Below are 16019 nucleotides of genomic sequence, written 5' to 3' on the forward strand. Positions count from 1 at the left end.
GCGGAATTATTCCCCAACGCGTTCATTCAGAGCGTGCGGATTGTACGTGATAAACATCGCATCCCCGTAGCTAAAAAAGCGATAATTTTGTTCTACTGCGGCCTTGTAGGCATTCATCGTATGCTGATAACCGGCAAACGCCGAAACCAACATAATCAATGTTGATTCAGGCAGATGGAAATTGGTCACCAGCGCATCAATCACTTTGTACTGATAACCCGGGTAGATAAAAATTTGCGTGTCGCCAAAGAATGGCGCAATCATTGCGTTCTCCGCCGCCTGCGCCGCGCTCTCCAGTGAGCGCACGGACGTCGTTCCTACCGCAATCACCCGGTTGCCGCGCGCTTTCGCCGCCAGAACCGCATCCACGACCGCTTGCGGCACTTCCGCATATTCAGAGTGCATAATGTGATCTTCGATGGTATCCACGCGCACTGGCTGGAAGGTCCCTGCGCCAACGTGCAGGGTGACAAACGCCATCTCAATCCCTTTTTCACGCAGTCTTGCCAGCAGCGGTTCGTCAAAATGAAGACCCGCTGTCGGCGCTGCGACTGCGCCCGGTTTCTCGCTGTAGACGGTCTGGTATAGCTCACGGTCGGCATCTTCATCCGGGCGATCGATATACGGCGGCAACGGCATGTGTCCAATGGCGTTAAGAATATCCAGCACCGGACGCGCGTCGTTAAACTCAACCTCAAACAGCGCGCCGTGACGGACGGTCATCGTCGCGTTAATACTTTCGTCATCACCGAGCAGCAGCTCCGCCCCTGGCTTCGGCGCTTTGGAGGCACGAATATGTGCGAGGATACGTTTATCATCCAGCATCCGCTCGACGAGAACTTCAATTTTGCCGCCGCTGGCCTTACGGCCAAAAAGGCGCGCCGGGATCACGCGGGTATTGTTAAAAACCAGCAGATCGCCAGGGTTGAGCTTATCAAGTAGATCGGTGAAAGTACCATGCGTCAGCGCGCCCGTCGGACCATCCAGCGACAGCAATCGGCAGCTACTGCGCTCCGGCTGCGGGTAGTGGGCAATCAGGGATTCAGGCAATTCAAAAGAAAAATCGGTAACGCGCATGACACAGACTCAGACTAAAATAAGAGGCGGGTAGTCTAGTGCCGGGGCGCGCTCCCTGCAACCGTTACCCACTTTTGGACAGATAACAGACCATGAATTTTCTCGCTCACCTGCATTTAGCCCATCTCGCCGACAGCTCACTTTCCGGCAATCTGCTGGCCGATTTTGTCCGTGGCAACCCGGAATCACACTATCCGCCAGACGTCGTAGACGGCATTCTGATGCACCGTCGTATTGACGTGATGACAGATAACCTGCCGGAGGTCCGCGAAGCGCGCGAATGGTTTCGCAGTGAAACCCGTCGCGTCGCGCCCATTACGCTGGACGTCATGTGGGATCATTTTCTGTCGCGTCACTGGGCGCAAATCTCCCCTGACTTTCCGCTGCAGGCGTTTGTCGGTTATGCCCACGCCCAGGTTTCCACCATCCTGCCGGATTCGCCGCCGCGCTTTGTTAATCTGAATAATTACCTGTGGTCAGAAAAGTGGCTGGAGCGCTACCGCGATATGGACTTCATTCAGAACGTGTTAAATGGAATGGCGAGCCGTCGTCCACGTCTGGATGCCCTTCGTGACTCATGGTATGACCTCAACAACCATTATGATGCCCTGGAAGAGCGGTTCTGGCGCTTTTATCCGCGCATGATGGCGCAAGCGAAAAACAAACAACTTTAATCATAGAGTGATCGATAGGTGAAAGCTTGCTGAACGATTGTCAGCACCTCTTTGTTTTATTGCCGATCCCCGTCTATACTGGCCCGCGTTGCGTTCCAAAACCCCTTAACTTTGCAGGAGAATATTATGGTACTGGTGACTCGTCAGGCTCCGGATTTCACAGCAGCTGCGGTACTCGGTAGCGGTGAGATTGTTGAAAACTTCAATTTCAAACAGCACACCAACGGTAAAACAACCGTTCTGTTCTTCTGGCCGATGGACTTTACCTTCGTTTGCCCGTCTGAACTGATCGCGTTCGACAAACGTTATGAAGAATTCCAGAAACGCGGCGTTGAAGTGGTTGGCGTTTCTTTTGACTCTGAATTCGTCCACAACGCATGGCGTAACACCCCTGTCGACAAAGGCGGCATCGGTGCAGTGAAATACGCAATGGTTGCTGACGTTAAGCGTGAAATCCAGCAAGCTTACGGCATCGAGCACCCGGAAGCGGGCGTTGCGCTGCGTGGTTCTTTCCTGATCGACGCAAACGGCGTGGTTCGTCACCAGGTGGTTAATGACCTGCCGCTGGGCCGTAACATCGACGAAATGCTGCGTATGGTTGACGCGCTGCAGTTCCACGAAGAGCACGGCGAAGTTTGCCCGGCACAGTGGGAAAAAGGTAAAGAAGGTATGAACGCCTCTCCGGACGGCGTAGCAAAATACCTGACTGAAAACGTCTCCAGCCTGTAATCGGCTCGAATGCAAAAAAGGCTCGCCAGCGCGAGCCTTTTTTATTGCGTGTTATTCACCGCTCTCTTTTTTTACTTCCCGCCAGATGCGAAACGCCATTCCCGCCAGCAGGAGCACGCCCACACTCAACACGCCCCAGACCAGCAGCGTTTTTGTCAGGCTCTCCTTCTCAGCAACAGAAGTGGCGGTTAAACGCGCATCGCCACCTAATTTCACCGCCTCCTGTATCCCGGCATCCGGCAGGGACGTGACATCGTAAATCTTGCGAAGATCGGCAGGAATCAGCATATCCAGCGCAATGCTGGCGGGAGTTGCGGCGCCATTGCCCCAGGCCAACAGGTAAGGCGCTTTACCCTGCGCATTAAACACCAGGTCATAACGATCGCGATGACCGATCACACGCGGCAGCGTCTCTGGCAAACGCGCATTCAGCGCAGATAGCTTCACCGCCTCGACCTGTTCTCCGGAAAGCGAAACAGGCTCAGAGGATTTGCCCTCAAGCTGGTAAAGCACCGTTTTCTTCAGCGGTCGCCATTCGTCTTTTTCCGCGCCGCGCCACAGGATCTCCACGGGAAGTACGCCGTCACTGTCGAGTTGAATCGTCAGCGACGAGAGCGGCTGTGGGCGAGACCATCGCCACTGGGCTTCGGTGGCCGACAGTCTCTCTCCTTCACCGCTCAGATCAATCTGCTCTGATGCCTGCGCGGCAGGTGCGCTGATGGCATTAACCCCCGTTAACGGCAACGACGCCCCTTTCGCATCAATCACAACCAACAGATAACGAATGGAATCCTTCGATAACGTCAAACCAATGTCGATCCGGTCGAGCTTAAGACGATCGCCTCCACTTGAGACGTCCATCAATGGCATTTCCTCACGAAAAGCGTACCAGCGTTTCATATCCTCACTGTACCAGACTGACGCTTTCCCCTGCCACGGCCCCTGCGGCGTATTCCACTTAAGTTGCAGTTGAGAGACAGAAATCGCGTTGTCGGTCCCCTCTGGCAACGTCAACAAATAGTGTTGACCGACGGATTTTGCTTTTTCACCTTCCAGGACAATCTCAACGCCCGTTTTTGAACGTAGCAGGATTTTATCGCCATCCTCATCCGTCGCCCTTTGTGCAGGAACAGGAGAAACATCCAGCGCAAAGAACCGTAGCGGGGTGGTTTCAGGCGCAACCTGCTGGCGTGCGGCAACCGCTAAACTGAACGGTACGGCGTCGCCCATTTGGTTAAACACACGCACATCATGCAGTTCAGGCGAGGTGCTCTGCTGATAAACCGCCAGAGGTAACGCAACACGATACCACTGCGACGGCGTAGTGGTGTCAAGCGCAAGCCCATAGGCGTAATCCTGCGGGGATTCCGGCTGCGTTTCATTACTGAACGCCGGCCCGGTCAGCGTAAGCAGCGTGCTACAGAATACCGCTTTCATCCATTTCATTTTTCTTCTCCTGCTTTGGGCGGTAACGGTGAAAAATAACCGACAATCAGCACCAGAATCGCCACGCCGATAAACGCAATCGCTCGTGCCAGTCCGCCTCCACCAGCGCTGTCCACCAGCATCAGTTTAACAATCACAATCCCTAACAACACCGCGCCACAAAACCAATCCCGGCGCGATGCCCGGCGTGTGGCATAGAGCATCACCACCAGGGCAATGAACATCCAGAACAGTGCAAAACAGGTCTGAATCAGACGCGAATGCCACAAAGATTCGAAATGCCATGCCACTTCGCCATACCATGCCAGCGCGCGCAGCAGGACACCGTTTAGCCACCAGAAGGCGAGCGCCAACAGCGCGATCCCAGGCCAGGGCTGGCATACTGAAATTGTCACCGGGAAATAACGCCGTGTGGCACGATACAATACGATCAGTCCAAGCAAGGCGAAGGCGGCACCTTCCTCCAGCGGATTCACCAACGGGAGATACATCTGGCGATACACGACGCCATCCTGAAGGTTCGTCAGCGCCAGCAGGCATATCAGCGCAGCCGCTACCGGCACCATTGCCTGCACAGTATACAGCGCAGGCCAGATTTTAAACGGCCAGATCTGGCGGCGTACCGCCACAGTAATGAGGGTAATCAGCAATCCGCCTGCCGCCATCATCACGCCGCTTCCCCAGGCCGCCATTCCCCACGGCAGGTCGCGGGCAAACCAGACCAGTTCTACCGCCAGCGCCAGTATCAGCATCCAGAAAAGTGACAGGTGCAGCGCTTTCGAGATACGCGGCGCTAACGTGTGATCGTCCCGTCGCAGCAGCATCAGCGCAGCAGGAAGCGCCAGACACCAGGCCAGATTCGGCCAGCCCGCCGCAAAAATAACCTGCTGCGAAATCTGATTGAGCAACACCAGCAACATCACCGGCCACAGCAGCCATTTGCTGGCGTCAAGCTCACGCCACGCCAGCCGGAAGGCCGCAAATCGCCAGCCCCATACTGACACGGCCATCAGCGCCAGCATCCCCGCCAGTACCTGCAAATTGGTTATCAGTATCCAGTCTGAGACGCCATAGATAGCCACCATCCAGAAAAGTAATCCGCCAGCCAGCAGTCCCCCGCTGACGCGCAGGTGAATCGCGCGCCACAGCCACGCTCCCGCCAGCCAGCAGAGGCTTAGCACCGCAAAAATCAGCATCAGGCTGAGTGCGGTGATGCCCTCCGTTTGCGCCCACAGCGCACTGCCGAGCGCCAGCACCAGCAGCGTCGTACCGCTGTAGCTCATGCGTCGCTGTTGCTGCTGTACACCCAGCCACAGGATACCCAGACCTTCCAGCGCCCAGGCCATCGCCGTCCATTGCGCCGACAGCGCCAGCGGTATCGCCAGCGTGGTAAATGCGCCGCCCAGCGCCAGCGCCGCCAGCACCAGCGGACGTCCCAGCGACGGATAACGGCGTAGCGCAAGCCAGGCTAAAACCAGATAGAAACCACCATAGCCGAGGGCGCTAAGCGCCGGGCCATATTCCCAGTGGAGGGTCATGGCGTATTGCATACCAAAGCCGATCAACGGCGGGGCAAACAGCAGGACGCCATCAATAATTTGTTTACCTTTTTCCTGTCTCCGCAACGACAGCGCCACGCTCAGGACGCCAAAAATGAGGATATTGGCAGCCAGGAACAACTGGCAATTCAGATAAAACGCGGGCTGATAGTCATTCACCCCCCACATTCCGCCCACGCCGAAGGTAAACAGCAGCCCGAGCAGGTTCAGTTCACGCCAGTGCTGCCAAATGCTGATGGCGAGAATGCCCACCGACAACAGCAGGTAGAAGGAAAACAGCGCCACATAATTACCGCTTCCCGTCGACAGCAACAGCGGCGCGAGGTAACCGCCGAGGCTCGCCAGCATCGCCAGACTGAGCGCCTTTTGTAAAATCGCCAGTCCGACGCTCGCCGCACAAATGACCACCAGCAGCCCAAAGGCCAGCGTCATTGGTAGCATTTGCCAGAGGCGGAAAGCGCCAAACACGGTGAGATAAAGTGCGCCTGTCGCCCCTCCCTGCAAAATCAGCGCATAAACCGGTTGTTTGCGACGTAATCGCCAGCCGACCGCCAGCAGGACAATGGCAAACAGCGATGCCGCGACCAGACGCAGTTCAAGCGGGAACAAAGCATGTTCAACGGTGTAGCGCAGCAGGAAAGAGAGGCCGAGGAAGAGAAGCAGGATCCCGAGCTTAGCCAGCGGGTTGCCCTGCATAAACCAGCGTACCAGTGAAGAGATGACACCGCCAGACGAAGAGGGTTGAGCGGCGCTAACAGGCGCGTTATCAGCGGTTTTTGCAACGGTTTTTTCTGCCGGTGTCGCCTTCTGTTGCGTCTCTGAACGCCACGGGCTGGCCGTTTGAGGTTCAAAGGTAGCGTCAGGTTCGGATACCGATACGGCCGCCGGTTCGCTTACCGCGACCGACGCCACGGGCTGGAGCGGTTGTGGGGCACGCTGTGCCATCGTTGGCGCAGCGACACCGCGCTGCTCAAGCTCCTCCACCCGGCGGCGTAACCGAGCCAGCTCATCGCGCGTCGTCGAACTTCGACTAATGGCGACAATGGCCAGAACAGGCACCACCACCAACGCGAAGAACACGAGGATGCAGCCAAGGATTAAAAGGTCGTCCATGTTTTCACCTTCACTGTACGAGATCGTCTAAGAATGACACAAAGTGTTATATTTGCGCTATCTGAGAAGGTGAAATAGCCGGATACGGCAGAATTGTCGTATCCGGTTACAGCATTAAAACGCGAAGCACGAGCAGCCAAGTGCGCCCCAGAATGCACGGTCATCCGAGACCGGGATCCCCGCCTGGCGGGCGATGTCGTGTTGATGACCGTGTACGCCGCAGCTACCGCAGCAGTGGTGCATCTGAACTATTGCTCCCACTTTTGTCACCGTCGGCGGTGCGGAGCGATAGTGCCCCGGCACGTTCACCACCGGGGACCAGTCCGGCACAACCGGAATTGCCGGCGGCGCCAGCGGAGTGAAGTGTCCGGCGGCATACACCACTTTGCCATCCACAATCGTCATCACCGACTCAATGCCTTTGATCTCCTCTTCCGGCACGCTGAAGTAGTCTTTGGACAACACCACCAGATCGGCCAGTTGATCTTTGGCAATGCGCCCTTTTTTACCCTGCTCGCTGGAGAACCAGGCGCTACCCGCCGTCCACAGTTCCAGTGCGACGTCGCGCGGCAGACGGTTGTTATCGTCATACATTACCGTTCCGCCCACCGTCCGCCCTGAGACCAGCCAGTAGAGCGCAGTCCACGGATTATAGCTGGCGACGCGGGTTGCATCTGTCCCCAGTCCTACCGGCACATCAGCAGCCAGCATTTTCGCCACCGGCGGCGTCTGTTTTACCTCCTCTTTCCCATAGCGGTCGATGAAATATTCGCCCTGGAAGGCCATGCGATGCTGCACCGCAATACCGCCGCCCAGCGCTTTGACCCGGTCGATATTACGCTCGCTGATGGTCTCGGCGTGGTCGAAAAACCAGTGCAAACCATTGAACGGAATATCACGATTCACTTTCTCAAACACATCCAGCATACGGCTGATGGATTCGTCATAGGTCGCATGCAGGCGGAACGGCCAGCGATGTTCCACCAGATGGCGCACTACCCGCTCCAGTTCATCTTCCATCCCTTCCGGCAGGTCCGGACGCGGCTGCAGAAAATCTTCGAAATCCGCTGCGGAAAAGACCAGCATTTCGCCCGCCCCGTTAGCACGGTAGAAATCCGTCCCCTGACCCGGTTTAAGCATGTCGGTCCAGCGCTCGAAGTCTTCCAGCTCCTGCTTCGGTCGCTGTGTAAACAGGTTATAGGCAATGCGCACCGTCATCTGATTATTGGCGTGCAGTTGTTCGATAATCTCGTAATCTTCCGGGTAGTTCTGAAAACCACCGCCCGCATCGATAGCGCTGGTCAACCCGAGGCGATTGAGTTCACGCATAAACTGGCGGGTGGAGTTTACCTGCATTTCCAGCGGCAGTTTTGGCCCTTTCGCCAGCGTTGAATAGAGGATCATGGCGTTCGGTTTGGCGATCAGCATCCCGGTGGGATTACCGTTGCTATCGCGGACGATCTCGCCACCGGCTGGATCCGGCGTCGCTTTGGTGTATCCAACCGCTTTCAGCGCTGCGCGGTTCAGCAAAGCGCGATCATACAGGTGCAATACGAACACCGGCGTGTCCGGCGCGGCCTCATTGAGCTCTTCCAGCGTCGGCATCCGCCGCTCGGCAAACTGAAATTCACTCCAGCCGCCCACCACGCGAACCCACTGTGGTGACGGCGTGCGATCGGCCTGTTCTTTCAGCATGCGCAGGGCATCCGCCAGTGATGGAACCCCCTCCCAGCGCAGTTCAAGATTGTAATTCAACCCACCGCGGATCAAATGCAGGTGAGAGTCGTTCAGTCCGGGGATCACCGAATGGCCTTTCAGATCCACGACCTGCGTACCCTCGGCGGCAAAGCGCATCACCTGTTCGTGCGTACCCGTCGCAAGAATTTTGCCGTCTTTAATGGCGACGGCTTCCGCCTGCGGGTTAAGGCGATCGAGGGTATGAATTTTCCCGTGGGTCAAAATCAATGAAGCAGTGTGAGACATAACGTTCTCCTGATAAGTCGATCAGGCTTTTTTCAGCCAGCCGGCAAACAGACGGGTTACGATGGGCATCCACAACCAGACCACCAGCGCAACCACACAGGCATCGTTTATCAGATGCAGTAACAGCGATCCTTTCAGCGAAGGCAATAACAGACCCGTCACCCACGGCACCAGATTGGTGCTGGGGAAAATCACCAGCAGGGTGATTAAAAACTGCTTCCAGCGACGCGGTTGGCGAACATGAGGCGCTGGCGGGGTAAACCAGAATGCGGCTTCAGTGTGAATTTCAGTTTTGTCGCCTTCCGCCAGCAGAGGCGCAATTTCCTCAACGAGAAGCCGCCGGGTATCCGACTGCGTCCAGTTGTAGAGATGTTCGAGCGTGTCAAAGCGGATAATGATGTTCCACCGATGTTGTCCGTCCGTCGGACGAATCACGTTCGCCCCAAGATGCCCGGGAAATTCAGCCGCCACCGGCATGATTTTCCCCAGCCATAACTCATAACGCTCTGCCTGATCGGGCCGCAAGGTATGCGTAATCACCAGCGTCACATGTTTATTTTGCGTCATGGAGGGTTCCTTGCTGAAGGTCAATGGCGGGTCGCCCCGCCATCAGAATCAGGCTTTGCGCTCCGGCGCGCCGTGTACCATAGTGTAGGCATAATCCACGCCCATACCGTAAGCGCCGCTGTGCTCACGAACTAAATCCATCACCGCGTCGTAAGTTTCTTTGCGTGACCAGTCACGCTGGTACTCCAGCAGAACCTGCTGCCAGGTCACCGGTACCGCACCGGCCTGCACCATACGATCGATGGCACGTTCATGCGCATCCACTGAGGTCCCGCCAGAGGTATCTGTCACCACATACACTTCATAACCGGCTTCCAGCGCCATCAGGGCCGGGAAAGTCAGGCAAACTTCAGTCCATAGCGCTGAAATAACCAGCTTTTTACGCCCGGTTGCCGCAACGGCTTTCACAAACCCCTCATCTTCCCAGGAGTTCATTGAGGTACGTTCGATAGGTTTCACTTCAGGATGAACGGCCAGTAACTCAGGCCAGATATAACCGCTAAAACTTTTTGTTTCGACGGACGTATAAATAACAGGGACATTAAATATTTTCCCTGCTTTCGCTAATGCAACTGTATTATTTTTCAGCGTCTGACGATCAATATTCGCGACACCAAATGCCATCTGTGGTTGATGGTCAATAAAAATAAGCGTTGAGTTTGATGGGTTAATTAGTTCCCGAATGGACATAATACACTTCCTTAATCAATGAGTTAGAAATCGACGTTCGGCATCTTCCGTCAGCCAACAAATCCTGAATCAGAAAGCCTGATTAGTATAGTTGGAAATTTCTAACGACTTATTAAAGAAAACTTACCGTCCCATGAAATATGCCTTTCCCGACAATATATCCGTGTACCTTCAAAAAATTGCGGTTATTCGGTCTAATTTCTTCACTGGTTTTGTCGCTCGTCATTCGGTACAACAGTGAGGTTTAAATTTAAGGATCTCCTCAACTCATGCGCATTAATCTGGACGTTTTGCTCATCCTTGACGCTATCGATAAGCACGGGACGTTTGCCGCCGCCGCCGAATCGCTGTTTAAAACGCCCGCAGCGCTCAGCTATATGATTCAAAAACTGGAAAAAGACCTGGATATTGAACTGCTTGACCGTTCCGGACATCGGGCAAAATTTACCGATACCGGACTGATGATGCTGGAGAAAGGGCGTTTACTACTGAGCGCGGCAAAAGATCTGGAAAAACAAGCGCTGCAACTGAGCGCCGGATGGGAAAAAGAGCTGGTTATCGCGCTGGATGACTCCTTTCCCTTTGAAACGCTGCTTCCCGTCATTGATGCCTTCAATGCGCTCAATAAACAAACGCGGCTTAAATTTTCTCACCACACGCTGGCCGGTTCGTGGGAAGAGTTAACGCACAACGGCGCGGATATCATTCTTGGCGCGATCAACGAACCGCCAACCTCAGCGGCGTGGTCCTATAAAATGCTGGGGACGCTGGATAATGTTTTTGTGGTAGCGCCAGGGCATCCGCTCGCTGCGGCTTCTGAAAGCCTGACGAATGAACAACTCTGTCTGCATCGCGCAATTGTCATCAGTGACAGCGCGCGCTTTTGCCATCCGTTACAGACGAACCTGATGGATGAACAAGCCCAGATCCATGTCGATGATTTTCACAGTAAGGTCACGTTGCTGCGTGCCGGAATGGGCTGCGGTTTTCTCCCGCGCCATATCGCCCGCCCGTGGCTTGCCTCGGGTGAACTGGTGGAGAAAAGCGTGATCTCTTTTCGCGAAAAAGATGTCGCTTATATGGCCTGGCGTGAAGGAAATAACGGGCTGGCACAGCACTGGTGGCGCAAAGCGCTACTCACCAGCCCGGAGATTGTACGGCTTTATCAGTGACCCAACCAGACGCTGGCAGAAATCGCTGGCAGCGTCAGAGTATCGTCGACAATCTGCCCTTTTCCTTCCTTACTGTGCCACGCAGCCACGTTTAACAACGGTGATGACGGAAGGACCACTTCGCAAGCCTCGCCGCGGTTAATCGCCACCAGCACACGTTGCTGCTGGTAAACACGCAAAAACACTACGACATTGTCTTCGGCATACATCACCTGACACCCGCCGCGTCGCAAAGCCTGGCTGTGGTGCCTTAGCTTTGCCAGCCGCTGATACAGGGCCAGCAGTACGGTATCCTGTTTCTCCTCCTGCCAGGGAAAGGTTTTACGGCAAAAGGGATCGTTATTGCCATCCAGCCCCACTTCATCGCCGTAATAGATACACGGTACGCCGGGCCAGGTAAACAGCCAGACGACAGCCAGCGGCAGACGGGCGATATCTTTACCCAACAGCGATTTGAAACGGGCGGTGTCGTGACTATCGAGCTGATTAAACATCCGCAGTTGCTGTTGATGGGAAAGCCCTGCCCGGTAGTTATCCATCCACGCCATACAGGTTTGTGCATCTATCTGCTGCGGATCGTAAGAAATATCGGTATTGGCAAGGAAGCCCCACAGCGGAAACGTGAACCCCCGATAGTTCATGGCGGCGTCTTCCACATCCGCCTGCAACCACTGACGGGCATCACCAAAATGTTCCCCCAGCACGTAGGCTTCCGGTTGGGTTTCCTTTGCCGCCTGCGTGATCCCGGCGACATGTTTAAGGTTATTGCGCGCGCCGCCGTCTTCGCCCAACATATGTACCACATCAAGCCGCCAGCCATCCATGTGCCACGGCGCTTTCAGCCAGTGACGCACGATACTGTCTTCGCCGCGATAAATTTCATTCACCAGACTTTCAGACTGATAATCCAGCTTCGGCAGGCTGGCATAGCCCAGCCAGTCCAGCGCCACGCCTTCTCGGGAAAAACTGTACCAGTCGCGCCAGGGGGAATCCGGTGTATGGCAGGCGCCGCCGGTTCCACGGTTATGGCGATCGAACCACGCGTGTGAATCGCCGGTGTGATTGAATACGCCGTCCAGCACCAGCCGCACGCCCTGCTGCTGCGTTTTCATACGCAGACGCATCAGCGCCTGATCGCCGCCAAACTGTGGATCAACATGGCGGTAATCTTCAGTATCATATTTATGCACGCTCGGGGCGGTAAACACCGGATTAAGGTACAGCGCGGTGACGCCCAGCTTTTTCAGATACGGCAGCTTTTCAGTAATCCCGTCCAGATCGCCGCCATAAAAAGTGGAGCCGCCAGCCTGCGCGGTTAACGGATCGTCCCAGTCACGTAATACGATATCCTGGCCCGCGGCGTGATGATAATAGACGTTATCCTGCTGTGCTTCTCGCGTCTGGCTGCGAGCGAAGCGATCGGGAAAGATTTGGTAGAACACCTGATCGGCAACCCACTGCGGCCCGTTATCCGGCACATCAACCGCGAATTGTTCCAGACGCGCAGGCGGGAAACGGCTGAAACCCTGTGGCGTAAACCACTTCTGGCGATCGGGCCAGAGCAGCTTGAAGCTGTAGCGCCGACGAGGCTGCCCGCTGTTCAGATCGATGGCGGCACGCCATGCGGTCACGCCCGGAAAAGGCTGAGCGCGCAATTTATGCATCACCAGCGCCGTTTCTTCGTTATCGTTTTCCGCACGCAGCGTCACCCGCTGCGGCAGATCCTCACCCGTCAACCAGAGCGTAATGGTCAGTTGGTCTTTGTTTTGCTTAACAAATGGGGCAACCGGAAGGTGCCAGGCGTTCAACATCACGTATCCCCTTTGATGAAAATGAGGTCACCTTGCCATAGCATGGTTCAGGATAACTCATCATCCTGATGTTTATTGGGGGAGGAGTCCGGGGGAGGATAAATCACCGGATGACCTTCAGGCCATCCGGCGACAAATTACTGTGCTTGCGCCACCTGGCGATCGTGGCGACGCTTGAACACCCAGCCAATCAGCAGCAGGAGAATCCACGCAAAACCGACATACAGCGAGATGCGGGTATCCGGGTGATAGCCAATAAGCCCAATGATAAAGACGAGGAAAATCAGGCCCACAACGGTCGTGGTTACTCCGCCGGGTACTTTAAATTTCAGCGCCTTCACTTCTTCCGGCGATAAACGGCGACGGAAAGCGATCTGCGAAATCAGGATCATAATCCATACCCATACGGTGGCGAAGGTCGCCAGCGACGCAATGACCAGGAAGACGTTTTCCGGCATGATATAGTTCAGCCAGGCCGCAAACAGCAGCGCAATGGTCATTACCATCACCGTGACCCAGGGAATACCGCGACGCGAGGTTTTGGCAAACACTTTCGGCGCACTGCCCTGCTCCGCCATCCCGTGCAGCATACGCCCCACGCCAAAGACGTCAGAGTTAATCGCCGACAGTGACGCGGTCAGCACCACAAAGTTAAGGATGCTGGCGGCAAAGGTAATGCCGAGATGCTGGAAGGTCAGAACAAACGGGCTGCCATCGGTTCCTACCTGGTTCCACGGGTAAATAGACATGATGACAAACAGCGTACCCACGTAAAACACCAGAATACGCATCGGTACGGAGTTAATCGCGCGCGGAATGGATTTTTCCGGCTCTTTCGCTTCTCCGGCGGTAATGCCGATGATCTCAATCCCGCCATAGGCGAACATCACCATCTGCAACGACATCACCATTCCCAGCCAGCCGTTGCTGAAAAATCCGCCGTTGCTCCAGAGATTATGGATACCCGTTGGCTGCCCGCCGTTGCCAATTCCCCAGATGATGATGCCGAACCCCGCCACGATCATGATGATAATGGTGGCGACTTTAAAGAAGGAGAACCAGAACTCCAGCTCACCGAACACTTTCACGCTCATCAGGTTGATGGCGCAGATAATCAGCACCACGCTGAGCACCCAGATCCAGTGCGGCACCGCCGGAAACCAGACGCCCATATAGATGCCAAACGCGGTGACATCGGCAATGGCGACAATCAGAATCTCAAAACAGTAGGTCCAGCCGGTAATGTAACCAGCGAGCGGACCGAGGTTTTCCTGTGCATAGCGCGAAAAGGAGCTGGCGGAAGGATTGTGAACGGACATTTCCCCCAGCGCGCGCATAATGATATACGCCGCAACCCCGCCAATAATGTAGGCCAGCAGCACGCTCGGCCCCGCCATTTTGATGGCATCTGCTGAACCATAAAACAGCCCGGTGCCAATGGCTGAGCCAAGAGCCATAAAGCGAATATGGCGGGTGCTTAACCCACGCTTCAGCTTGTTATTACTTTCCATCGATTCCTAACCCATCAACACAATAAAAAACCACGGGGCCAGTGATAGCCCCGTGGTTAAAACATGTTTTCAGCAATCTTAATGTGCGCTGGAGGTCACCTGTCGACCTGCCGCGCGGTCCCAGATTATCGCCAGGACCACCATTACGACGGTGGGCATTAACCATGCCAGACCTTGTTCCGCCAGCGGTAAACGCTGGGTCCAGGCCGGCAATATGCCGCCGATTGCCGATGCTTTAATACCGTCAAGGATACCAAAAAGCAGGCTGATAAACATCGCCGGTGCGATAACACGGGATGAATTATGCCACCATGAGCGGGTAAAACTTAACACCACCAGTGCGATACACGGTGGATAGATAGCCGTCAGCACCGGGATGGAGATCTGAATCAGATGGCTCAGTCCGAGGTTAGAAACCACCATGGAGAAACCGCCCAGGATGAACACCAGCGCGCGATAAGACAACGGCACATACTGCGCGAAGAACTCCGCACAGGCGCAGGTCAGGCCAACAGCCGTCACCAGACAGGCGAGGAAGATCAGCACCGCCAGCAGCAAACTGCCCGCGCCACCAAAGGTGTGCTGAACATAGGCATGCAGGATCGCCGCGCCATTCACAGACTGATCGACCAGCGTGGCGCTGTCGGAACCCAGACGGAACAAGGCAAGATACAGCAGTGTCAGGCCAACACCCGCCATCAGCCCGGCCCAGACAGTGTAACGAGTCAACAGGCGCGCTTCGGTCACGCCGCGCGAGCGCGCCGCGTTAACAATAACGATACCAAAGACCATCGCCCCCAGCGTATCCATAGTCAGATAGCCATTAACAAACCCATTGGAAAACGCGGCGGTCTGGTAGGCTTCCATTGCATGGCTGATCGGACCGGCAGGCCAGATAATGGCAGCGACGGAGAGAACAATTAAGGCCAGAATTTTCAGCGGCGCCAGGAAGTTACCCACGGTATCCAGCAGTTTGCCCGGATAGAGCGAAACCAGAATCACAATCGCAAAATAGACCACGCTGTAGATAAACAGCGGCATGGCTGAATCCCCGGTCAGCGGTGCGATGCCCACTTCAAAAGAGACCGTCGCGGTACGCGGCGTGGCAAACAGCGGTCCAACCGCCAGATAACAGACGGTCGCCAGCAATACACCTGCAACTTTACCGATTGGCGTGCTCAGGCTATCAACCCCCCCACCGACTTTCGCCAGAGCGACAACGGTCAGCACCGGCAGGCCGACGGCGGTAATCAGAAAGCCGATAGCCGCAGTCCAGACGTGCTCGCCTGCCTGCAAACCCACCATGGGAGGAAAGATGATGTTCCCTGCGCCGACGAACAGCGCAAAAGTCATAAAGCCCAGCGCAATAATATCGCGCGATTTTAACTGATGGGTCATAAAGCTTACGGCCTGTGGATGTGGTGTTGATTAAATTAACGTAGTGTCTTTCCCTGCGGGAAGAAACAGCGGTTTTTTTACGCCATTCCAGCGGGATATATCCCATAACCTGGAAAGCAAAGAATTGTTTTTCGATTTACCGCCTGAATACAGTCAGTCTGACAGCATCTGGGGCGCAATTTAAACGCTTATAACGTTTTAAAGCAAGGAGGGATCTAAAAACCGGAAGATTATAGCGATATCAAATTACAGGGTAGTACAAAACACTATTCATAAGAAAAAGTCATGG

The 16019-nt window shown here is 55.2% G+C and carries 12 protein-coding genes; 3 read left to right on the forward strand and 9 right to left on the reverse strand.

Going from position 1 to position 16019, the window contains the following annotated elements; translation table 11 throughout:
* Positions 1-6: 6 nt before the first annotated feature.
* Positions 7-1077, reverse strand: coding sequence for a tRNA preQ1(34) S-adenosylmethionine ribosyltransferase-isomerase QueA (queA, locus tag WB371_RS15925; RefSeq protein ID WP_336221015.1), 1071 nt, complete (start codon positions 1075-1077; stop codon positions 7-9).
* Positions 1078-1169: 92 nt separating this feature from the next.
* Between queA and acpH the strand changes: the two genes are divergently transcribed.
* On the forward strand, positions 1170-1751 hold the full coding sequence (gene acpH / locus WB371_RS15930) for an ACP phosphodiesterase (protein ID WP_336221016.1): 582 nt from the start codon (positions 1170-1172) through the stop codon (positions 1749-1751).
* Between the two features lie 126 nt (positions 1752-1877).
* On the forward strand, positions 1878-2480 hold the full coding sequence (locus tag WB371_RS15935) for a peroxiredoxin (RefSeq protein WP_336221017.1): 603 nt from the start codon (positions 1878-1880) through the stop codon (positions 2478-2480).
* Positions 2481-2531: 51 nt separating this feature from the next.
* Here WB371_RS15935 and WB371_RS15940 read toward each other — a convergent pair whose 3' ends face one another.
* The 5 genes from WB371_RS15940 to WB371_RS15960 form a co-directional block, all read right to left on the reverse strand.
* Entirely contained in the window at positions 2532-3926 is a 1395-nt protein-coding gene (locus WB371_RS15940) for a DUF3999 domain-containing protein (protein WP_336221018.1), read from the reverse strand.
* Positions 3923-6598 (reverse strand): DUF2339 domain-containing protein, encoded by a 2676-nt coding sequence (locus WB371_RS15945; RefSeq protein WP_336221019.1) that lies wholly within the window; start codon positions 6596-6598, stop codon positions 3923-3925. The genes WB371_RS15940 and WB371_RS15945 overlap by 4 nt, the downstream gene beginning before the upstream one ends.
* Positions 6599-6712: 114 nt before the next feature.
* Positions 6713-8581 carry an amidohydrolase gene (locus tag WB371_RS15950; protein WP_336221020.1) on the reverse strand — a complete coding sequence of 623 codons (1869 nt, stop codon included), beginning with the start codon at positions 8579-8581 and terminating at the stop codon, positions 6713-6715.
* Positions 8582-8602: 21 nt separating this feature from the next.
* Positions 8603-9148 (reverse strand): antibiotic biosynthesis monooxygenase, encoded by a 546-nt coding sequence (locus WB371_RS15955; RefSeq protein WP_336221021.1) that lies wholly within the window; start codon positions 9146-9148, stop codon positions 8603-8605.
* 48 nt (positions 9149-9196) lie between these two features.
* The gene (locus WB371_RS15960) at positions 9197-9838 is read right to left on the reverse strand and encodes a hydrolase (protein ID WP_336221022.1); all 642 of its coding nucleotides are present in this window, start codon (positions 9836-9838) and stop codon (positions 9197-9199) included.
* A 269-nt stretch (positions 9839-10107) separates the two neighbouring features.
* Between WB371_RS15960 and WB371_RS15965 the strand changes: the two genes are divergently transcribed.
* A complete protein-coding gene (locus WB371_RS15965; RefSeq protein ID WP_336221023.1) occupies positions 10108-11010 on the forward strand; it encodes a LysR family transcriptional regulator in 903 nt (300 codons plus the stop codon).
* Here the strand turns inward: WB371_RS15965 and malZ are convergent.
* The 3 genes from malZ to brnQ form a co-directional block, all read right to left on the reverse strand.
* The gene (gene malZ / locus WB371_RS15970; protein WP_336221024.1) at positions 11004-12821 is read right to left on the reverse strand and encodes a maltodextrin glucosidase; all 1818 of its coding nucleotides are present in this window, start codon (positions 12819-12821) and stop codon (positions 11004-11006) included. The genes WB371_RS15965 and malZ overlap by 7 nt on opposite strands.
* Positions 12822-12958: 137 nt before the next feature.
* On the reverse strand, positions 12959-14332 hold the full coding sequence (proY, locus tag WB371_RS15975) for a proline-specific permease ProY (protein WP_336221025.1): 1374 nt from the start codon (positions 14330-14332) through the stop codon (positions 12959-12961).
* Positions 14333-14410: 78 nt separating this feature from the next.
* Complete coding sequence (brnQ, locus tag WB371_RS15980) at positions 14411-15730, reverse strand: branched-chain amino acid transporter carrier protein BrnQ (RefSeq protein WP_336221026.1); 1320 nt, start codon at positions 15728-15730, stop codon at positions 14411-14413.
* Between the last annotated feature and the right edge of the window lie 289 nt (positions 15731-16019).

Source organism: Citrobacter amalonaticus, from assembly GCF_037053465.1.
Classification (GTDB): domain Bacteria; phylum Pseudomonadota; class Gammaproteobacteria; order Enterobacterales; family Enterobacteriaceae; genus Citrobacter_A; species Citrobacter_A amalonaticus_H.